General features: G+C 48.1%; 19 protein-coding genes. 15 read left to right on the top strand and 4 right to left on the bottom strand.

The window, feature by feature from the left end; genetic code table 11:
- The first annotated feature begins 40 nt into the window (after nt 1-40).
- From glyA to W04_RS08450, 10 genes are all read left to right on the top strand, one after another.
- Complete coding sequence (glyA, locus tag W04_RS08495; protein ID WP_022945772.1) at nt 41-1,297, top strand: serine hydroxymethyltransferase; 1,257 nt, start codon at nt 41-43, stop codon at nt 1,295-1,297.
- 92 nt (nt 1,298-1,389) lie between these two features.
- Entirely contained in the window at nt 1,390-1,839 is a 450-nt protein-coding gene (gene nrdR, locus W04_RS08490) for a transcriptional regulator NrdR (RefSeq protein WP_026111229.1), read from the top strand.
- Between the two features lies 1 nt (nt 1,840).
- Nucleotides 1,841-2,974: a bifunctional diaminohydroxyphosphoribosylaminopyrimidine deaminase/5-amino-6-(5-phosphoribosylamino)uracil reductase RibD gene (gene ribD, locus W04_RS08485; RefSeq protein ID WP_053910527.1), complete on the top strand. Its 1,134-nt coding sequence runs from the start codon at nt 1,841-1,843 to the stop codon at nt 2,972-2,974.
- A gap of 2 nt (nt 2,975-2,976) precedes the next feature.
- Nucleotides 2,977-3,633, top strand: a complete 657-nt coding sequence (locus W04_RS08480; RefSeq protein WP_053910526.1) for a riboflavin synthase — start codon at nt 2,977-2,979, stop codon at nt 3,631-3,633.
- Between the two features lie 17 nt (nt 3,634-3,650).
- Nucleotides 3,651-4,757, top strand: a complete 1,107-nt coding sequence (gene ribBA, locus W04_RS08475) for a bifunctional 3,4-dihydroxy-2-butanone-4-phosphate synthase/GTP cyclohydrolase II (protein ID WP_022943554.1) — start codon at nt 3,651-3,653, stop codon at nt 4,755-4,757.
- 99 nt (nt 4,758-4,856) lie between these two features.
- On the top strand, nt 4,857-5,321 hold the full coding sequence (gene ribE, locus W04_RS08470; protein WP_022943553.1) for a 6,7-dimethyl-8-ribityllumazine synthase: 465 nt from the start codon (nt 4,857-4,859) through the stop codon (nt 5,319-5,321).
- A 9-nt stretch (nt 5,322-5,330) separates the two neighbouring features.
- Complete coding sequence (gene nusB, locus W04_RS08465) at nt 5,331-5,744, top strand: transcription antitermination factor NusB (RefSeq protein WP_022943552.1); 414 nt, start codon at nt 5,331-5,333, stop codon at nt 5,742-5,744.
- A 44-nt stretch (nt 5,745-5,788) separates the two neighbouring features.
- A complete protein-coding gene (gene thiL, locus W04_RS08460) occupies nt 5,789-6,763 on the top strand; it encodes a thiamine-phosphate kinase (RefSeq protein ID WP_022943551.1) in 975 nt (324 codons plus the stop codon).
- A complete protein-coding gene (locus W04_RS08455) occupies nt 6,760-7,248 on the top strand; it encodes a phosphatidylglycerophosphatase A (protein WP_022943550.1) in 489 nt (162 codons plus the stop codon). The genes thiL and W04_RS08455 overlap by 4 nt, the downstream gene beginning before the upstream one ends.
- A gap of 21 nt (nt 7,249-7,269) precedes the next feature.
- On the top strand, nt 7,270-10,371 hold the full coding sequence (locus W04_RS08450) for a diguanylate cyclase domain-containing protein (protein ID WP_081604355.1): 3,102 nt from the start codon (nt 7,270-7,272) through the stop codon (nt 10,369-10,371).
- A 69-nt stretch (nt 10,372-10,440) separates the two neighbouring features.
- Here W04_RS08450 and dxs read toward each other — a convergent pair whose 3' ends face one another.
- The 3 genes from dxs to W04_RS08435 form a co-directional block, all read right to left on the bottom strand.
- On the bottom strand, nt 10,441-12,303 hold the full coding sequence (gene dxs / locus W04_RS08445; protein ID WP_053910525.1) for a 1-deoxy-D-xylulose-5-phosphate synthase: 1,863 nt from the start codon (nt 12,301-12,303) through the stop codon (nt 10,441-10,443).
- Between the two features lie 68 nt (nt 12,304-12,371).
- On the bottom strand, nt 12,372-13,259 hold the full coding sequence (ispA, locus tag W04_RS08440; RefSeq protein ID WP_053910524.1) for a (2E,6E)-farnesyl diphosphate synthase: 888 nt from the start codon (nt 13,257-13,259) through the stop codon (nt 12,372-12,374).
- 8 nt (nt 13,260-13,267) lie between these two features.
- Entirely contained in the window at nt 13,268-13,507 is a 240-nt protein-coding gene (locus W04_RS08435; protein WP_053910523.1) for an exodeoxyribonuclease VII small subunit, read from the bottom strand.
- Between the two features lie 262 nt (nt 13,508-13,769).
- Between W04_RS08435 and pomA the strand changes: the two genes are divergently transcribed.
- The 4 genes from pomA to W04_RS08415 all read left to right on the top strand — a co-directional run bounded on the left by pomA (nt 13,770) and on the right by W04_RS08415 (nt 18,113).
- On the top strand, nt 13,770-14,531 hold the full coding sequence (gene pomA, locus W04_RS08430) for a flagellar motor protein PomA (RefSeq protein ID WP_053910522.1): 762 nt from the start codon (nt 13,770-13,772) through the stop codon (nt 14,529-14,531).
- Between the two features lie 2 nt (nt 14,532-14,533).
- A complete protein-coding gene (locus W04_RS08425; RefSeq protein WP_026110915.1) occupies nt 14,534-15,460 on the top strand; it encodes a flagellar motor protein MotB in 927 nt (308 codons plus the stop codon).
- 168 nt (nt 15,461-15,628) lie between these two features.
- On the top strand, nt 15,629-16,126 hold the full coding sequence (locus W04_RS08420; RefSeq protein WP_231658083.1) for a hypothetical protein: 498 nt from the start codon (nt 15,629-15,631) through the stop codon (nt 16,124-16,126).
- A gap of 52 nt (nt 16,127-16,178) precedes the next feature.
- Nucleotides 16,179-18,113, top strand: a complete 1,935-nt coding sequence (locus tag W04_RS08415; protein WP_053910521.1) for a DNA topoisomerase III — start codon at nt 16,179-16,181, stop codon at nt 18,111-18,113.
- Here the strand turns inward: W04_RS08415 and W04_RS08410 are convergent.
- Nucleotides 18,110-19,429: a M20 family metallopeptidase gene (locus W04_RS08410; protein WP_053910520.1), complete on the bottom strand. Its 1,320-nt coding sequence runs from the start codon at nt 19,427-19,429 to the stop codon at nt 18,110-18,112. The two genes, W04_RS08415 and W04_RS08410, sit on opposite strands and share 4 nt — an antisense overlap.
- A gap of 76 nt (nt 19,430-19,505) precedes the next feature.
- On the opposite strand from W04_RS08410, the gene W04_RS08405 reads away from it, so the two are divergent.
- Entirely contained in the window at nt 19,506-20,363 is an 858-nt protein-coding gene (locus W04_RS08405; RefSeq protein WP_053910519.1) for a tetratricopeptide repeat protein, read from the top strand.
- The last annotated feature ends 210 nt before the right edge of the window (nt 20,364-20,573 follow it).

Here is a 20,573-nt window from a genome sequence, read left to right as displayed (position 1 = left end):
ACCTTTCAAATCGACAATTACGTTGCACCTAGGAGACAGCATGTTAGAACGTAGCATGAACATTGCAGACTTTGATCCAGAACTTGCCAAAGCGATGGGCGATGAGGTTTCTCGTCAAGAAGAGCATATTGAGCTTATTGCCTCGGAAAACTACTGTAGTCCACGCGTACTTGAAGCGCAGGGCTCACAGCTTACCAATAAATATGCCGAAGGCTATCCGGGCAAACGCTACTACGGTGGTTGTGAGCACGTCGACGTTGTTGAGCAACTGGCGATTGACCGTGCTAACGAGCTGTTTGGCACTGAGTATGCAAACGTGCAACCGCATGCCGGCTCGCAAGCTAACGCCGCAGTGTTTCAAGCGCTACTTCAGCCACACGACACTGTACTAGGCATGAGCTTAGCTCATGGCGGTCACTTAACTCATGGTGCACATGTAAACTTCTCAGGCAAAACCTACAATGCCATTCAATATGGTTTGAATGAGCAAACCGGCGAGATCGATTACGATCAAGTTGAAGCCCTTGCCCTTGAGCACAAGCCAAAGATGATCATTGGTGGTTTCTCAGCTTATTCTGGTATCGTTGATTGGCAGCGTTTCCGCGAGATTGCCGATAAAGTCGGTGCTTACTTATTTGTAGATATGGCACACGTAGCTGGCCTTATCGCTGCCGGTGTGTACCCAAGCCCAGTGCCTTACGCACATGTGATCACCACCACCACGCACAAAACGCTAGCGGGCCCACGCGGCGGTTTAATCATCTCTAATTGTGGTGATGAAGATATTTATAAGAAGCTTAACAGCGCGGTTTTCCCAGGCGGTCAAGGTGGCCCACTGTGTCACGTTATTGCAGCCAAAGCGGTGGCTTTCAAAGAAGCGCTACAGCCAGAGTTTAAAGCATACCAGCAACAGGTTGTGGCTAACGCACAAGCAATGGTATCAGTGTTACAAGAGCGCGGTTATAAAGTGGTATCAGGAAAAACGGACAACCACCTATTCCTGCTTGATTTAATCGATAAAGACATTACCGGTAAAGATGCTGATGCAGCACTCGGTAACGCCAATATCACGGTGAATAAGAACTCAGTACCGAATGACCCACGTTCACCCTTTGTCACTTCTGGTTTACGTCTTGGTTCACCAGCGATTACTCGCCGTGGCTTCAAAGAAGCAGAAGCGAAAGAACTTGCTGGCTGGATCTGCGATGTACTTGATAACATCGAAAGCACTGATGTTCAGGCAAAAGTGAAAGAGCAAGTGAAAGCAATCTGTGCTAAGTTTCCAGTGTATGCCTAAGCTGCACTAAATAGCCATTAGGCAAACATTTGTGTATGATAAAGGCCGCAAAAATAGCGGCCTTTTTGTTTTCTACAGGAACCCCAGTCACTATGCATTGTCCTTTTTGCAGCGCCAAAGATACCAAGGTTATCGACTCCCGATTAGTGGGCGGCGGCCATCAGGTTCGACGCCGTCGCGAATGCATTGATTGCCATGAACGTTTCACTACTTTTGAAGGCGCCGAGTTGGTGATGCCACGCGTGATTAAACGGGATGGCTCACGCGAACCATTCAACGAAGATAAGCTCCTTAACGGCTTACATCGTGCCTTAGAAAGGCGGCCGGTGAAAACCGAGCAGGTTGATGAGGTGGTGCATCAAATCAAGTCGCAAATTCGAGCGACCGGTGAGCGAGAGGTCAGCTCTTTGCTTATTGGCGAGTGTATTATGGAAGCGCTGAAAGGACTGGATAAAGTGGCCTATGTGCGCTTTGCATCGGTGTACCGCTCGTTTGAAGATATCCGCGAATTTGGCGAAGAAATCGCCCGTCTAGGGGATTAATATGAGCTTCAGTGCACAAGATGAGCACTTTATGCGCCGCGCTATTGCCTTAGCCTGGCAGGGGCGTTTTACCACCACCCCCAATCCGAATGTGGGCTGCGTGTTGGTTAAAGATGATAAGGTGATTGGCGAAGGCTTTCACATTCAGGCGGGGACGCCGCACGCAGAAATTCATGCCTTAAATGCCGCTGCAGAAAATGCCGAGGGAGCCACCGCATATGTGACCTTAGAGCCGTGCAGCCATACCGGCCGTACCGGCCCTTGTGCTGGCGCCTTGATAGCCGCCAAAGTTGCTAAAGTAGTGTGTGCTATGCAAGACCCTAATCCGCAAGTCAGTGGCCGGGGCATGGCGATGCTTGAGGCCGCTGGCATCGACGTTGAGTATGGTTTGCTTGGTGCCCAAGCCGAAGCGCTTAATACGGGCTTTTTAAAACGCATGCGTACGCAGCGCCCGTTTGTCACCTGCAAACTAGCAGCTAGCATTGATGGTAAAACAGCGCTCGCCAATGGCCAAAGTAAATGGATTACCTGCAGTGACGCCCGTGCTGATGTGCATAGTCTGCGAGCGCAACATTGCGCCATTGTCTCGGGTGCCGATACGGTAATAAGCGACAATGCGCAATTAAATGTGCGCCTAAGCGAACAGCAACTTGCCGATTACCCGCTGGCGCAAGTGCGCCAACCGGTGCGGGTGATTATCGACAGTCGCTACCGGCTCACACCCGATTTAGCGTTAATGCAGACACCCGGTAAGATTATTATCGTGCGCTCACGCACAGCACCTGCGCTTGATAAAGTGCAGCAATGGCCCAACAATGTAACCGAGTTGTATGTTGTCGGGGATAACGATGGCCATGTAGATTTAGACGCGTTACTCACGCAACTGGCTGCAGATGATATTAACTCGCTGTGGCTTGAAGGAGGCGCGACCCTAGCGGGGGCCTTTGCGAAGCAGCAGCTTATTGATCGTTATGTGGTTTATTTGGCCCCTAAACTTATGGGCCAAGATGCCAAAGGGCTGGTGAACATAGGTCCATTTGCCAATATGAACGACATTGAACAGATGCAATTCAGCGATATGCGCCCCATTGGCGAAGATGTGCGCCTTACCCTAGATAAAAGAGCAGTGGAATAGCCATGTTTACAGGCATTATAGAAGCAACCGGAACCTTAAGTTCACTCACTCTTGTTGATGGCGATTTAAAAGTGCGCATCAGCAGCGATAGTCTCAACATGGACGATGTGGCCTTGGGTGACAGCATTGCCACGAATGGCGTTTGCCTTACGGTGACACAAAAATTCAGTGATGGGTTCAGTGCCGACGTATCGCGCGAAACCTTATCACTCACACGCTTTGCGCATTACCAGCAAGGCCAACGTGTTAATCTTGAAAAGGCGCTGCAGCCATTATCAAGGTTAGGGGGTCATTTGGTTTCTGGGCACGTAGACGGCATTGCCGAAGTGGTTGATGTGCGTAGCAACGCCCGCGCTATTGAGTATTGGCTGCAAACCGACGCCGAACTGATGAAGTATATTCCTTATAAAGGTTCAGTGTGTATTGATGGTGCCAGTTTGACCGTCAACGAGGTTCACGGTAGTCGCTTTAAGCTGACCATTGTGCCACACACTTTAGAGCAAACCACGATTGCAGATTTTCAAGTGGGCACCCAGGTTAACCTTGAGGTTGACCAAATAGCTCGCTATTTAGAGCGCCTAATTAATGGCGCCAAGGCTGAGCAGCCTCAATCCTCAGTTTCCGAGAGCTTGCTGGCGCAAGCTGGATTTATAAAATAAACGATAATGGGCAAGATATGAGTTTAAACACCGCAGCGGAGATCATCGACGACATTAAAAATGGCAAGATGGTTATCCTCATGGATGATGAAGATCGTGAAAACGAAGGCGATCTCATTATCGCCGCCGAACACATCAGCGCCGATGCCATTAATTTCATGGCCACCTATGGCCGAGGCCTTATTTGCTTGACGCTTACCCAGGCGCGTTGTGAACAATTAGCACTGCCTTTAATGGTCAGTAATAATGGCGCGCAATTCTCAACCAACTTTACCTTGTCCATTGAAGCGGCCAAAGGGGTGACCACCGGTATTTCGGCCGCAGATCGTGCCCGCACGGTACAAGCCGCTGTTGCCAAAGGAGCAGTGCCAGAAGACATCGTCCAGCCGGGGCATATTTTCCCCATTATGGCGCAGCCAGGCGGCGTACTGACACGTGCAGGGCATACTGAGGCTGGCTGCGATTTAGCACGCCTTGCGGGCCTTGAGCCGTCCTCGGTTATCGTCGAAATCCTGAACCCCGATGGCACCATGGCGCGTCGCCCGCAACTCGAAGTCTTTGCTAAAGAGCATGACATAAAAATGGGCACTATTGCCGATTTAATCGAGTACCGTAATCTTAACGAAACCACCATCGAGCAAGTGGCGAAGTGTAAACTACCAACACAGTACGGTGAGTTTGATTTAGTTACCTACAAAGACACCATCGATGGTCAGCTGCACTATGCGATGATCAAAGGTGATATCAGCGACCCAACCTTAGTGCGGGTGCATTTACAAAGCACCTTTAACGATATTTTACTTTCCGATCGAGGCGCGGACCGCAGTTGGACATTGTCTAACGCCATGGCCTATATCGCCGAACATGATGGTGTGTTGGTTATCCTTGGTAAGCAAGAGCGCAGTGACGATATCGAAGCTATGGTTAAGGCCTTTGCTTTGGAAGATGCTGGCGAAAGTGCCAACCACCGTAAAATCCAGGGGACATCGCGCACCGTGGGCATCGGCTCGCAAATCTTAGCGGATTTAGGCATCACCAAAATGCGCTTAATGAGCATGCCGAAGAAGTATCATGCGCTGTCAGGTTTCCACCTTGAGGTGGTTGACTACGTACAGCCAGAATAAGCAGCTATTTTTTTTCAATTATGCTATGATGCGCGGCAATTTTGCGATACCCGCATTTCGCCGGCATCACGCCTTGGCAGAATCAATTAAGGTTTACAGATGAAAATTATTGAAGGTAACAAGTTTGCACCGGGCAAAAAATTTGCCATCGTGATTTCGCGTTTTAACGACTACATTGGTCGCAGTTTATTGGACGGTGCAGTCGATGAGCTAAAGCGTACAGGTAACGTCAGCGATGATGATATTACCGTGGTGTATGTGCCGGGTGCGGTTGAGTTACCTCTTGCTGCCAAGCGCATTGCCGCCAAAGGTGAGTTCGATGCTATCATCGCCTTGGGCGTGATTATTCGTGGCGGCACTCCGCACTTTGATTTAGTTGCCGGTGAGTCGAATAAAGGCTTGGCGCAGGTATCGCTTGAGTATGATGTACCGGTTGCTTTTGGCGTATTAACGACTGAAAGCATAGAGCAGGCCATTGAGCGTGCCGGTACAAAAATGGGCAACAAAGGCGGCGAAGCTGCATTAGGTGCCCTAGAAATGGTTAATGTTTTAGACAAAATTTAAGGGTTCACAGTGAAACCAGCAGCGAGACGCAAAGCGCGCATATTGGCCTTACAGGCCGTTTACTCTTGGCAAATGAGCGGTAACGCTATTGCTGATATCGAACAAAACATGTTAATCGAGAATGACGTGACTAAGGTCGATGTAGAGTATTTTAAAGACCTAGCGCGCGGTGTTGCCGTTAACTCAAAACAACTAGACGAAGTCTTAGCTCCGCATTTGACGCGTCCGTACGAAGAAATTGATATGGTAGAAAAAGCCATTTTACGACTTTGTGCGTATGAGCTTAAATTCCGAGATGACGTGCCATACAAAGTGGCCATCAATGAAGGCATTGAGCTGGCGAAAATGTTTGGTGCCGATGACAGTCATAAATTCGTTAATGGTGTGCTTGATAAAGCCATTAAGCAGCTACGTAATAGCTAAGCACCTTTAACAAGGAGAGCCGGCTGAGGCCGGCTTTTTTGTGTATGCAAGAATTTGAATTAATAAACCGATACTTTAAAGGCCGAGGGATCACGCGCCGGGATGTGAATCTTGGCATAGGTGATGACTGCGCCTTGGTGAGTATTCCGGAAAACAGCCAATTAGCCATTACCACTGACACCATGGTGGCTGGTGTGCACTTTTTTGAAGATATGTCACCGCGCGCTTTGGGGCACCGAGCTATCGCCGTTAACCTCAGTGACCTTGCTGCAATGGGCGCCGAGCCTGCGTGGGTTTCTGTGGCGCTTACCTTACCGAAAGCCGAAGTAGAATGGTTAGAAGAGTTCACCGCAGGCATGCATGAAATAGCAGAATATTTCAATGTGCAAATCATTGGTGGTGATACTACGCAAGGCCCACTTACTGTTACCGTATGTGCCAAAGGCACGGTGCCTACCGGCAAAGCGTTAACACGCGGCGGTGCTAAACCCGGCGATTGGATTTATGTTACCGGACCGTTGGGTGATGCGGGCCTGGCTATCGAAGCGCGCAAACAACACCTAGATATTGCCCCTGAATGGCTGAAGAAGCTGACCACTAAATTGGAGTATCCGACGCCCCGGGTGGCAGCGGGACAGGTCTTACGTGGCTACGCCAGCTCTGCCATTGATATCTCCGATGGGCTTTTGGCCGATTTACAACATATTTTAGATATGTCTTTGGTCAGTGCCACCATTCATGCCGATAAAATTCCAACGTCAGAAGCCTTTCGTCAGAGCATTGAAGGCGAGGCGAAATGGCCTTATGTGCTTGGCTATGGCGATGACTACGAGTTGCTTTACACGGTACCCGAGAACCACAAAGCGATGCTGGACAATCGTTTGAGTCAGTATGGTATCGAGGCTGTGTGCATTGGCCAAATTCGGGGTGGCGAGGGGAAGGTCGAGGTACTCAACGGTGAAGATAAACTCGATGTCGCCCAAGTGGGCTTTGAACATTTTATACAGGGTGACGCGTGATCACTACAAGCTTATTTAATCTACGTCGCGGTCATCAGTTTTTAGGCCTAGGCTTTGGCTTAGGTTTAAGTCCCAAAGCCCCAGGTACAGTGGGCACCTTTGCGGCAATTCCTTTTATTTTTATGACCTGGGGTATGCCACTGTGGGTGCAGGCAGCAATGGCACTCATGCTATGCACTGTGGGTGTGTGGGCCTGTGGTAAAACCGCAGATGACTTGGGTGTGCATGACCATCCGGCTATTGTTTGGGACGAAGTGGCAGGGTTTTATATTACCATGATAGGAGCGGCGATTAACTGGCAGACCTTAGTGGTGGGCTTTGCCCTGTTTCGGTTTTTCGATATTGCCAAGCCTGGACCAATCCGTATGCTTGATAAGCGTCTGCATGGTGGGCTTGGGATTATGGCAGATGATATTCTCGCCGGTATATGCTCGCTAATTTGCCTCCAAGCGTTAATTAAAGTAGGTTATTTGCCAGGAATATAAGATTTGAGTCTGGGTGTGACATTGCAGCGGTTTTTTCAGTCACTAGTATTGGTGTGGGCAGTTTTTGCTTCGCACTTGGCGTCGGCATCAATCACGGATTATGTGGTTAAGCAATGGAATACCCGAAATGGTCTGCCTTCACAATCCCTCAAAAGTGTCACCCAAGATAACAAAGGCTATATTTGGGTAGGCACTCAATTTGGTTTAAGTCGTTTTGATGGCGACCACTTCACTAACTTTACCCAGCAAAATAGCAACTTCCTCAATAGTAATGCAATCAATAAGTTATTGATTGATAAAGAAGGTTTGTTGTGGATAGGCACCAAGCGCGGCATTTCCGTACTTGACCCTGACTCAATGAACTACTTTGAGTTTGGTATTGGCGGCCCGGTGCGCGATATATTGCAAGATGATAAAGGCAATATTTGGGTGGCAGCCAACGAACTGTTTTATATCGAGCGCAATCAGGTCGCTTTTCATTTGCCCGAGAGCGAGCGTCGACGCAGCGGCCGTATTCAGGGACGCCTGACTGCCATCAACCAAATTTCGGTCAGTAAAATGGCACTGGCACCGCAAGGCGTGTGGTTAGTCAGTGAAAACTACTTACTGCGCTTAACCAATATGTCGTCGTCGTCATCGCGTTTGCGTTTAAAAATAACTGCGCGGGTGACCCTGCCTGATCGTTTAGCACAAACCATTATCCACGACTTAGCCTGGCTAGAAGGCACTCTGTACCTGGCCTCTGAGTTAGGCGCTTACTTCTTAGACATCGATGATGAGCTACGGCCATTTACTTTACCCAACGCCAGTAATGCGGCGGTGTATAAGTTTATGAGTGACTCCGATGGCGCATTGTGGATCTCAACCTATGGGCGATTACTGTATCGCGACAATTCTAAAGAGTGGCAATGGGTTGAGCCGGCAGCACTGGATCAAAGCATCTGGTTTTCCGATATTTACCGCGATGAACAAAACAATATTTGGCTGGCGAGCTTCAGCGAGGGTCTTTGGCTTGCCCACGCGGGTCGGGTTGAGCGCCATAATGCACTCTCGAGTATGACCGAAGCGGTGATGGCCATTACCTTATCACCGAGTGGTCAGCTATGGGTGGCTAATCGCAGTGGCGTTGGTTATTTCGATCAAGATAATAATTTTATTAATCGCGTGCCTCGGGCTAAATTACGCCGCAGTGCGGTGCACGATTTGCATTTTGTTGGTGAGCGGTTGTATATCGCCACGGATCGCGGTGTGTTGTACTTCGAAGACGAGCAGCTATATAACATCGATGCGCGAGAATTACGGCAAAACCCGGTGTTTGCTATCAGTGAGTCAAGTGCTGGCGGACTGTGGTTTGGTACTGGCCGGGGTATGTATCGCATGGGATATCGAGGGTTAACGCCCTTTACCTACAATGCTGTACTCGATAGTAAGTTTATTACTTACGTGCTGGATAAAGGCAAATACGGCTTAATTGGTACCAGCCAAGGCGGTTACTTATTCTCAGATAAAGGCATTGAGCGCATCGGCGACTCTACAGCGCTGGAAAGCGCTTATGTCACCAGTATTTTAGAAATTGATGATGTTGGGACGTTAGTTGGTTCGTTAAATGACGGCTTATTCTATCGCAGTACCCAAGGGCGCTGGCACCAGCTTGATGTATCCAATGGCTTACCCTATGGCTCCATTTTTAGTCTGCATCATGATGAAGCCCTGCAGCGGGTGTGGGTCAGCACCATGAAAGGCGTCTACCGCATGCCGGTGGAGCAATTCTCGGATGAAATTGGAAACTTACAAGTAGAGCAGGTGATTTCCTCGTATGATCGCCAGCTCGATGGTAAAGCCAGTCAATGTTGTGCTGGTTTAGGCCATGACGCGGTGGCTGACAGTGGTGACTCTATTTGGTATCCGAGTTTACAAGGGGTGGTGGAAATCCCTAAAAATGTACAGCTCTTTGGCCAAGACCAATTAGCGCCCCAAGTGGAGAGTATTGCCACCCCCAGACGTACTTTGTATACCGGTGGCTTGGGTGTTAACCCTGAGCTTGATACCGATGAGCGCGATTTAACGATTAATTATACAGCGATTGATTTTTACGCCCCGGCTGAGGTGGAGTTTCGTTACCAATTAAGTGGCTTGGATACCGACTGGCGCTATGCTAAAAATCGTCGTGAAGCCATTTATACTAACTTACCTCCTGGCCCATTTACTTTTAAGCTTGAAGCCAAGCGCACCAGTGACAGTTGGGAAGAAGCCACAAGCACGCATTATGCGTTTCAGGTACCGAAACGATTCGATGAAACGGTGTATTTCCGGTTGCTGATTGTTTCCGGGTTATTTTTTATTATCTATTTATTGCTGTGGGTGTTTAGAGCCCAGGAACGCCGCAAACAAGCAGCCTTGGAGAGTTTGGTGGAAGAGCGCACTATGGAGCTGCGTGATGCCAATGATAAGCTTAACCAGGTGAACTCTCAGCTGAAGTTAGTGAGTCACTCTGACGAGCTGACAGGACTGCGTAGCCGGCGTTTCTTATTCGATCAGCTGCCTAAAGATATTGAACATTACCAGCGTAATTCGTCTTCATTACAAGAGCAGGGCAGGGCCCTGGTGCTGTTGATAGTGAATATCGACAAATTCTCGCGTATTAATGATGCCTACGGACCGCTGAGCGGCGATAGTTGCTTACAACAAATGGCGACCCTATTGAATTCCTGCACCCAGGGCTCTGACTATGTGGCCCGCTGGAGCGGCGATGAGTTTTTGTTGCTGCTGCGCGATTTCGAGCTTGATCAGGTCAATCAGTTTGCGCGCCAGTTATGCAAATCCATCGCAGAGAAAAGTTTTCAACTCCCCAATGGTAAAAAGATTAATCTTAGCGCGTCGCTGGGCTGGTCTTGTTATCCGATGCCCTTGCTCGGCGGCCAAGTGATCGGCTGGGAAACATCGGTGAATTTAGCGGATATCGCCCTTCATCAGGTTAAAAAGCGCGGCGGCGATGGCTGTGCGCATATTGAGTTTGATGATCAGTTGGATGCCTTTGAGTTTGAGCAAAGTGAAAACTTAGATGCGCAAATAGCCACCTTACAAAGCACCGGCTTAGCCGACATTAAAATTTGGATGCGTTAAGAAAGTGAATAAATAAAAAAGGAGCCTTTGGCTCCTTTTTTATTACCGAATATCAAACTCGCGAGCGTGTTAATCTAACCACGTACTTATCTGGCGTGTGATACCATCGCCGTCAAGGCCAAGCTCAGCATGCATTTCTTGCTGCGTGCCATGCTTAATAAATACATCGGGTAGGCCAAGGTGCAAAACTGGCTTAAGCTGCTTGCTTTGCGCTAAGTGCTCGCTTACTGCTGAGCCTGCACCACCGGCGATAACATTATCCTCCAAGGTGACAAGCGCATTATGCTCACTTGCCAACTTATCAATCAGCTGGTGATCGAGAGGTTTAACAAAACGCATATCAACTAGGGTGGCATTGAGCTGCTCTGCCGCTTGTTGGGCATTCTCCAGCAAGGTACCAAACGACAGTATTGCGACTTTTTCGCCGTTGCGAATAACACGTCCCTTGCCTATGGGTAATTGTTGCATTTCGCTATCAAGCTCACCGTCGCCAGCACTGCCACGAGGATAACGCACAGCGGCGGGTTTATTAAGCTGATGTCCGGTATAGAGCATATTACGGCATTCATTGGCGTTAGCCGGCGCCATAATGACCATATTAGGAATACAGCGTAAATAACTTAAGTCATACGTGCCCTGATGAGTTTCCCCGTCGGCGCCAACCACGCCAGCGCGATCAATGGCAAAGAGCACAGGCAATTCCTGTAGCGCTACATCATGAATAAGTTGATCGTAGGCTCGTTGTAAGAAGGTTGAATAAATTGCTACTACGGGATTTAGGCCTTCACACGCAAAACCTGCACCGAGTGTGACCGCATGCTGCTCTGCAATGGCAACATCAAAATACTGTTGTGGATACTCTTTAGAGAAGCGCACCATGCCCGAGCCTTCGCGCATTGCCGGAGTGATGGCCATCAGTTTGTCATCAACGCTGGCCATATCACACAACCAATCGCCGAACACTTTTGAAAAGGTCGGTGCGCCCGGCTTAGATTTGGGTAATTTAGTCACGGTCGGGTCAAACTTGGGCACAGCATGGTAACCAATAGGATCGGCTTCAGCAGGCTTATAACCTTTGCCCTTTTGGGTTTTTATATGCAGCAGCTGAGGACCCTTGAGGTTGCGCATATTGCGCAGGGTGTCGACCAGCATGTTGACATCATGGCCATCGATTGGGCCGATATAATTAAAGCCAAGCTCTTCGAAGAAGGTGCCCGGTATAACCATGCCTTTAAGGTGCTCTTCCATACGGCTAGCCAGTTCTTTCACTGGCGGTAACCCTGATAAGAGCTTTTTGCTGCCCTCACGAATATTGGCGTAAAAGCTACCGGAGAGAATACGCGCAAAATGATTATTTAACGCGCCGACATTTTCTGAAATAGACATCTCGTTGTCATTTAAAATGACTAACATGTCGGAATTAATATCGCCAGCGTGGTTCATCGCCTCAAAGGCCATGCCCGCAGTGATAGCACCATCGCCGATGACGGCAACGGTTTTACGGCCTTGGCCTTCTTTTTGCGCAGCAATAGCCATACCTAGTGCGGCGGAGATGGAGGTACTCGAATGACCGACACTAAAGGTGTCGTACTCACTCTCTCCGCGATAAGGGAACGGATGTAATCCATCTTTTTGGCGAATAGTGTGCATTTGCTCACGGCGGCCGGTGATCAGTTTGTGCGGATAGGCTTGGTGGCCTACATCCCAAATCAGGCGATCAAACGGGGTGTTATACACATAGTGCAGCGCAACAGTCAGTTCAACCGTGCCGAGCCCGGAGGCAAAGTGACCGCTACTTTGCGATACGGAGTTTAGTAAGTAGTCCCGCAGTTCGTGGCTAAACGCGCCTAACCGTTCTTGCGGTAGCTCGCGAAGTTGTTCAGGCTTGCTGACCTGTTGTAATAAGGGATACTTGCTACTATCCAAATTCATGCGTCGTTTTATCCTTTACTGCGATGGCTGAAGTATATCAAACCAGCCCTTCGCATCAGTAGTCATTTTTAATGATCTCTAGCGATGATATAGCCCGCGAGTTGCTCGAGAACACGGGTGTCATATGGGAGCGGGCACACCGCATCAATAGCTTGTTGATACAAATGCTGCATCTTATCTTTGGCACCATCAAGGCCCATAAGCGCAGGATAAGTAGATTTATTTGCAGCCACATCAGAGCCTTGCGGCTTTCCTAGCGTGGCGGTATCTCCTTCAACATCCAAAATATCATCTTGCACTTGAAAAGCCAGGCCGATGGCACGGCCGTAATCGTCTAATGCAGCACGTGTGCTGTTTTCTACGTTCGGGGAGCACAAATAGCCCAGCTCAATGGCGCAGCTTAGCAATGCCCCGGTTTTTAGACGATGAATATGCTCAAGTTCATTTAAGGAAATCGCTTTATCGGTGGCCGCGATATCTAGCGCTTGGCCGCCTACCATACCCAACAGCCCTGAAGCTTGGCTTAAACTTCGTATCAGTGCTAACTGTTGGTTAGCGCCGATATCAAAGTCAGTGCTACTGAGCAGCTCAAAGGCAATGGTTTGCAAGGTGTCGCCAGCTAAAATAGCGTGGGCCTCGTCAAATGCGATATGGCAGGTGGGTCGACCGCGCCGTAATTCATCATCGTCCATGGCCGGTAAATCATCATGCACCAGAGAGTAACTATGAATACACTCAATGGCTGCAGCGGCTTTGTGAAGATCGTCTTGATGTGCTGCAAGCATATTACCTACAGCATAGACTAAAAATGGTCGCAAGCGCTTGCCACCATTTTCAATACAGTACTGCGTTGCCGCCAATAATTGAGGCTGTGTTTGTTGCTGTGTTTGAAAATAACGCTGTAGGGTGTGTAGCACATCCTGTTGTGCCTGTGCTAAGGCATGTTTTAAATTCACAGGGGCGACTACTCTTGATCATCCATTGGGGTGAGCTCAGCGTTTAGGTCGTTGCTCATTAACATGCTTACTCTCTGCTGGGCGTTATCAAGCTTTTGAGCCGATGCATTTGCCAGACCAATACCGCGTTCGAATTGCTTTAAAGATTGCTCTAAAGACAATTCTCCTTGCTCCATATCAGTTACAATTTGCCCTAATTCATTAATGGCTTCTTCAAAGCTTAGGTTTTCTGGTTTTTTTTGGGCCATGGCCTTGTCACTCACTACACCTAATAAGAGCGCCAATTTTAGGGGGAATCGTGGACTAGGTCAAAGATGGATGCGATTTTCACGGCAAAGCTGTGTAGGCATGCTAGTTTTAATATTGTCGCTTCGCGATTTTAAAAAAATGATTCAAGTAATTCAGCAAGTTGCCGATATCTCAAGAGTAATTATAATAACGTCTGATATTCCCTGGCCATATATAGGGCTTTAGTGGGAAGGCGCTGAATAGAAAGTGGGTGGAGGACATGTGGATTTAGCAACCATAATAGGTATTCTCGGCGCGATTGGTTTCGTTGTCATGTCTATGGTGCTTGGTGGTGATGTGGGCATGTTCTATAACACTCCCTCGGTGCTAATTGTATTTGGTGGTTCTCTTTTTATCGTGCTTGCTAACTACACCATGGGGCAATTTTTCACCATAGGGAAAGTAGCCGGCAAGGCCTTCATGTTTAAGATTGAATCACCTGATGAGCTTATTGAGAAGGCTGTAGAGCTGGCAGACTCTGCTCGTAAAGGGGGCTTTTTAGCGCTAGAAGAGGCAGAGATTAAAAACAAGTTTATGCGCAAAGGCATTGATATGTTGGTTGATGGCCATGACGCCGATGTAGTTCGTGCTACTTTGCAAAAAGATATTTTGTTAACCACCGCTCGCCATGAGCAAGGCGCTGGCCTATTTAAGGCCTTGGGTGATATAGCCCCGGCAATGGGTATGATCGGGACCTTGATCGGGTTGGTGGCGATGCTCTCTAACATGGATGACCCTAAAGCGATTGGCCCCGCGATGGCGGTGGCGCTACTAACCACATTGTACGGTGCGTTTCTCGCCAATGTGATAGCTATTCCTATCCAATCCAAGTTAGAACTACGCAAAGACGAAGAAGAGCTCAATCAACGGCTGATCTTAGACGCTATCTTAGGTATTCAAGACGGACAAAACCCCAAAGTTATCGAAGGCATTCTGAAAAATTATCTGGCAGAGTCCAAGCGCCAAGTTGATACCGAGGAGTAAGTATGTCGGATGAAAAACCCTGCAAATGCCCCCCTCCCGGATTACCGGCTTGGATGGGCACGTTCGCAGACTTGATGTCGCTACTGATGTGTTTCTTCGTATTGCTATTGGCGTTCTCCGAGATGGATGTGCTCAAGTTTAAGCAAATTGCTGGTTCCATGAAGTTTGCTTTTGGTGTGCAAAATAAACTGGAAGTAAAAGATATACCTAAAGGAACCAGTGTCATTGCCATGGAATTTAAACCGGGGCGCCCAGACCCCACGCCCATCGAAACAATTCAACAGCAGACTGTTGAAATGACACAGCAAATGCTGGAGTTCCAAGCTGGGGAAGAAGACTCCGCAGGCGGTCGTAAAGAGCAGCGTGGGGATCAACGCGGCGGGGAGTCTGCCAGTACCGCCGATGAGCAGTCGCAACAGCAAGCCATCGCCGCAGCAGACCAAGAGCGCACTAATGAGTTGGTGAAGAAAATTGCACAACAGCTAGAACAGCAAATTATTGACGGCGCCATAGAACTGGAATCTCTAGGGCAGCAAATAATTATTCGCATCCGTGAAAACGGCTCTTTTCCCTCCGGCAGTGCTTTCTTACAGCCAAAATTTAAGCCTATTATTCAAGATATTGCTGAATTACTAAAAGATGTACCCGGAGAAATCACTGTCTCGGGGCACACCGATGACTTCCAAGTCTCTAATGAGCTCTATACCAACAACTGGGACCTGAGCGCGATGCGCGCAGTCGCGGTTGCCAGTGAAATGCAAAAGGTTGATGACTTTGATAAAAGTAGAATGGTCGTGGTGGGGCGCGCAGATACACGGCCATTAGTGCCCAATGAAACTGATGAAGATCGTAAGCGTAATCGCCGCGTCGAGATTTCAATCATGCAGGGTAAAGCCAAAGAATCTGACCCCATTGAAGTTGTGCAGTAACTATTGGCTTTGTGCCAAAAATACGGTAATTTAGCAACTGAATTAAAGCTGAATAGACAGGGAACGAATATGTTACATCTTTATAAATTCAATGATATGCCAGGCAATGGCAATGGCGATGACGACAAGACCGAGAAGCTCCAACAGATCAAGAAATAGGAAAAAATTTTGCCTTCTTGGTTGGGAGAGTTTTTAATTTTAATGAACAATGGTTCGGCAGCTTTTTTGGTGCCAGCCATTGTGTTTTTTTGGCTTAGTAAAGAAGGTAAGGCTCTACGGTTCGCGTTATTAACAGCAGGCTTTTTCCTTTTCGGCACTCTTATCCACGACATGCTGCTCGACCATGATACCGATAAAGTTTGGCGTTATGTCGTATGGGCAAGCAACGATATTATTTGGATGGCAATAATTGCTTATTGGGGCATTCGTGGCAAAGTGCACATGTGGCAAAGTATTGCTGGCCAGCTTATTGTTGTGGCCGCGCCTTTTTTACAGCTTTGGCGTGTCGCCGATCGCCATTTATGGGATTTAACATTTAATAGCGCATACCTTTACAAAACCCTATTACCGATCATAAACAGCGCTACTTTAATACTGTGCTATTTACCGATACTGTTTTGGTTGCAGGCAAGAAGAAACAAAACCGCTGCGCGCACTCTTTCCTAGCTCGTAATTATACTCTACACTGTAATAACTGTATAAATAGCCAGTTGTTGTCATGAAGCTTTATATTGCCGAAAAACCCTCTCTGGGCCGTGCCATAGCCGCAGCCTTGCCCAAACCTCAGCAAAAAAAAGAAGGCTATATAGAGGTTGGCAATGGCGATTGTGTCACCTGGTGTATCGGTCACTTGCTTGAGCAAGCTGAGCCTGATGACTACGACCCCGCTTTTAAAAAGTGGCAATTAGCACACTTGCCTATTATTCCGAAGCAGTGGCAGCTAAAAGCGAAAAGCAAAACTCGTAAACAACTCACTTTAGTTAAGAAGCTGATAAAGCAAGCTCACACCTTAGTGCATGCCGGCGACCCCGATAGAGAAGGGCAGTTGCTGGTTGATGAAGTGATTAATCAAGTGCCTTTGCCGCAACATAAAAAGCAAGCGGTTGAGCGGTTACTGATCAGTGATTTGAACTTGCCTGCAGTGAAAAAAGCCCTGAACCAGCTGCAGCCCAATACCCGGTTTGTGCCTTTGAGTGTTTCAGCACTCGCCCGCTCGCGCGCCGACTGGTTGTTTGGCATGAACCTAACACGAGCTTATACCTTGGCGGGACAAAAAAGCGGTTATCGAGGGGTACTCTCAGTGGGAAGGGTACAAACCCCGGTGCTGGGTCTGGTGGTCGCCAGAGATAAAGAAATAGCCGAGTTCGTTAGTAAGCCGTTTTATGAGGTGCACGCGCAAGTGACTACAGTACAAGGCGAGTCATTTTGGCTGAAGTGGCAACCAAGCGAAGCGTGTCGGGCCTATCAAGATGAACAGGGCCGAGTATTGCTGCGTAAGCTTGCAGAAAATGTAGTCGGCCGGATTGTCGGCCAACCGGCAAGTGTGACCGACTTAAGCAAAGAGCAAAAGCAAGAACAAGCTCCTCTGCCTTATAACCTATCGGCACTGCAAATAGATGCAGCGAAGCGCTTTTCTCTCTCCGCGAAGGCGGTATTAGATTGTTGTCAAAGCTTATATGAGAAGCATAAATTAATTACTTACCCGCGCTCAGATAACCGCTATTTGCCTAAGGAGCATTTTGCTGACGCCAGCAATATTATTAATACAGTGCTTAATAATGGCGTTTTCACCGCACAGCAGCTCGCAGCTGTAGATAGCAATAAAAAGAGCCGTTGCTTTAACGATAGCAAAGTGGCAGCGCACCATGCCATCGTACCTACAGCCAAGCACACCGCAGCGCAGTTGAATGATAACGAGCGCAAAGTGTATGAACTGATCTGTCGCCAATACCTCATTCAATTTATGCCTGCATATCGCTATTACCAAAGTGATGTCGAGGTGACCATAGCCGGAGGCAAGTTTACAACAAAAGCCCGAGAAGACATTGAGCTGGGTTTTAAAGAGCTCATGGGCAAAAAGGCGAAGCAAGATGAGCAATGTTTACCACCATTGACCTTAGGGCAATTGCTACAGTGTGATGATGCACGTATTGACGATAAGCAGACCACACCCCCGGCACACTTTAGTGATGCCACTCTATTAAGCGCAATGACATCCATTGGCCGTTACGTCAAGGACACACAATTACGTAAAGTGCTGCGCGATACCGATGGCTTAGGCACTGAGGCAACCAGAGCAAGCATCATCGAATTGCTTTTCTCACGTGGTTTTCTTACTCGTAAAGGAAAATCCATTTGTGCTAGCGAAGCGGGAAACGCTCTGATCAGTGCGTTGCCCGAGCAATTAGCAACGCCGGATATGACGGCGCACTGGGAAATGGCATTAGCAAAAATTGCCGAGCAAGAGCTCAAATATCAAGACTTCATGCAGCCATTAACCACACAGTTGAGCGACTTGGTCAATCAAGCAAAGAACTGTGATGCTGGTGTATTTAGCAATATTAAAGGGCCCGCCAAGCGAGCCTTGAGAGGTGGTAAACGAAAGCGCGCCCGCAGTTACAAAGCTAAGGGCGCGTCTAAAGCGCAAGCTTAAGGTGTATTGAATAGCTTAAGCGCCGCATGAGTCATCGCTTTGACACCCGTTGGAATGGCCTTTTTATAATCAGGCGCAAACTTACTAGAGTGCAGCGATGGCAGTTGCGCCCCAGATTGTTGAGCGGCGTTATATGTTTCTGGGTTTACTCCGCCGAGCCAAAACAGGGTAATAGGCAAGTTGTCGTCGGTGCGTCCGTACAAGCCAAAATCTTCCCCGGCCATGACTGGCTTGGTTAATTCTACATTATTCTCACCGATAGCGTTTTTAATGGCGTCTGTGACTAAGGTGGTTTGCGTGGGATCGTTATAAGTAGAAGGAATCGATTCTTTTTCGTGGACAATGACTTCAGGGTAAAGGGCTTGCTCTAAGCCCGCACTAGCAGCAATACCTGCGCTTATGCGTTTAATGGCGGCAATTTGTTGATTACGTACCTGCGGGTTATAGCTGCGTAGCGTGAGTTGCAGAGTCACTTCGTTAGAGATGACATTATGTTTGCTGCCGCCATGAATAGACCCGACAGTCACAACGGAAGGTTCTAAAGGTGAGAGCTCACGGCTGGTGATCGTTTGTAGCGCCAACACCAAACGTGAGGCAATGACCACAGGGTCGATGGTGGTGTGCGGGTAGGCACCATGTCCTCCTTTACCTTTCACAATGATGTCCACCGAGTCTACACTGGCCATGGTATATTCCGGCTTTAAGGCAACCTTGCCCGCAGGCACACTGGCACTGACATGCAAGGCTAAAACATGATCTGGTTTAGCGAAGCGACTAAACAAGCCCTCATTGAGCATTGCTTTGGCACCCGCGCCGATTTCCTCAGCAGGTTGAGCTACCATCATCAGCGTACCTTGCCATTGATCTTTATGGGCCATGAGGTGTTCAGCAGTGCCAATAAAACTGCTCATATGAATATCGTGACCACAGCCATGCATCACCCCAACTTTGGAGCCATCATCTTTTGTCACCGTCACTTTAGATGCGTAGTTCACATCGGTTTGTTCGACGATTGGCAAACCGTCGGTGTCGGTGCGGATCATAACGGTCGGCCCAGAGCCATTTTTATACAGGCCAACGACGCCGTAGCCACCCACTTCTTCGGTCACATCAAACCCTAAAGTTTGCAGTTTACTGGCCAGCTTTTCACCGGTTTGCTGTTCGTGTAAAGACAGCTCTGGTGATTGGTGTAAATCAAGATAGAAGGCTTCAAGCTCAGGGAGTCTATCTTTAACATCTATACTGTGTGCTGCTGTTGATGTGCATGCAAGTAGTAAAGCAGCACTGAGAGCGGTGAAAGAAGTAGGCAATCGCATGGGTGATCCTTGCTCTTGTAATTGTTATGTTAGTCACCATATCAAAGCGTAATTATAGTGAGATGGCAACATAAGCATGACGAATCAAATTCAATTGACGGCAGAGAATATCCAGCAAGTATTAGGCGACACTTCGCAAGAAAAGTTGGTGGTGTTGAGCTTTTACTCCGCCCAAAGCCCGGAATGTCAGGAACAGGCCAGTATTTTACAAGGCATAGCGCAGCAATATCAGCAGCATCTTGTCGTGGCAACTTTAGATTGTGACACACAGCAAGCATTGGCGGGTCAATTAGCGCAGCAAATTGGCTTACAAGCGCTGCCTACTTTGGTGTTATTAAAAGAGGGAGCACCCGTCGATATGCTTCCAGGGCCACAAAGCGAGGTGCAAATTAAAGAAGCACTGCAAAAGCACTTACCACAACCACAAGATATGTTGCTGCAACAAGCCAAAGATGCCTTGATGGTCCAAAATCATAACGAGGCCTTTAAACTGGCAAAACAGGCGTATGATATAGACAGCAATAATAGTCGTATCAAACTGGTGTTGGCTGATATTTGCATCCAAATACATAAGCTTGATGACGCCAAAGCGTTATTGGAAACCATAGGCCTAGTCGAGCAGGATGCATATTATAACAATATTAAAGCTAAGCTAGAGCTTGCTGAACAAGCGCAAGACTCACCAGAGATCCAAGCTTTGCAACAGACCGTTGATGACGAACCTGAAAACCTTGAGGCAAAAGTAAATTTGGCTGTGGCACTCAATGAAGCGGGTAAAAAAGAAGACGCGTTAGCGACACTGTTTAAAGTGCTTAACAAAGATCTTAATTTTGGCGATGCGAAGAAGTCCTACCTTGATATCATTGCTAGCCTACCTGAGGGCGACGCCCTAGCAGCTCAATACCGCCGTAAACTATATAGTATCTTGTATTAAGAAATGCATACGTTGCAATCGAAATAAAGGAGTGCACGCTAGGTGCACTTTTTTATAAGCCTTACCTTGATCTTTAGTGTGGTTGTTCGATACTTATAGGCCGCCTTAAGGAAAGAGCACAAAAAACAGCCTGATCGATGTTCGTTTACCTTTGTTTTGTTGGTATTTTGAACGCTTGAGCTTGGGTTAACGTTTTTTTACGGTTTTTAG

This window comes from Pseudoalteromonas sp. SW0106-04, from assembly GCF_001293805.1.
Lineage (GTDB): Bacteria > Pseudomonadota > Gammaproteobacteria > Enterobacterales > Alteromonadaceae > Pseudoalteromonas > Pseudoalteromonas ruthenica.
Note: the sequence above shows the minus strand (reverse complement) of the source record. Positions and strands in the feature narration are given on the sequence as shown.

Bases quoted from the DNA above. Each gene is read 5' to 3' on its own strand.
- glyA (WP_022945772.1), top strand. From the start codon at position 41: ATGTTAGAACGTAGCATGAACATTGCAGACTTTGATCCAGAACTTGCC.
- nrdR (WP_026111229.1), top strand. From the start codon at position 1,390: ATGCATTGTCCTTTTTGCAGCGCCAAAGATACCAAGGTTATCGACTCC.
- ribD (WP_053910527.1), top strand. From the start codon at position 1,841: ATGAGCTTCAGTGCACAAGATGAGCACTTTATGCGCCGCGCTATTGCC.
- W04_RS08480 (WP_053910526.1), top strand. From the start codon at position 2,977: ATGTTTACAGGCATTATAGAAGCAACCGGAACCTTAAGTTCACTCACT.
- ribBA (WP_022943554.1), top strand. From the start codon at position 3,651: ATGAGTTTAAACACCGCAGCGGAGATCATCGACGACATTAAAAATGGC.
- ribE (WP_022943553.1), top strand. From the start codon at position 4,857: ATGAAAATTATTGAAGGTAACAAGTTTGCACCGGGCAAAAAATTTGCC.
- thiL (WP_022943551.1), top strand. From the start codon at position 5,789: ATGCAAGAATTTGAATTAATAAACCGATACTTTAAAGGCCGAGGGATC.
- dxs (WP_053910525.1), bottom strand. From the start codon at position 12,303: ATGAATTTGGATAGTAGCAAGTATCCCTTATTACAACAGGTCAGCAAG.
- W04_RS08435 (WP_053910523.1), bottom strand. From the start codon at position 13,507: ATGGCCCAAAAAAAACCAGAAAACCTAAGCTTTGAAGAAGCCATTAAT.
- W04_RS08425 (WP_026110915.1), top strand. From the start codon at position 14,534: ATGTCGGATGAAAAACCCTGCAAATGCCCCCCTCCCGGATTACCGGCT.
- W04_RS08415 (WP_053910521.1), top strand. From the start codon at position 16,179: ATGAAGCTTTATATTGCCGAAAAACCCTCTCTGGGCCGTGCCATAGCC.
- W04_RS08410 (WP_053910520.1), bottom strand. From the start codon at position 19,429: ATGCGATTGCCTACTTCTTTCACCGCTCTCAGTGCTGCTTTACTACTT.
- W04_RS08405 (WP_053910519.1), top strand. From the start codon at position 19,506: ATGACGAATCAAATTCAATTGACGGCAGAGAATATCCAGCAAGTATTA.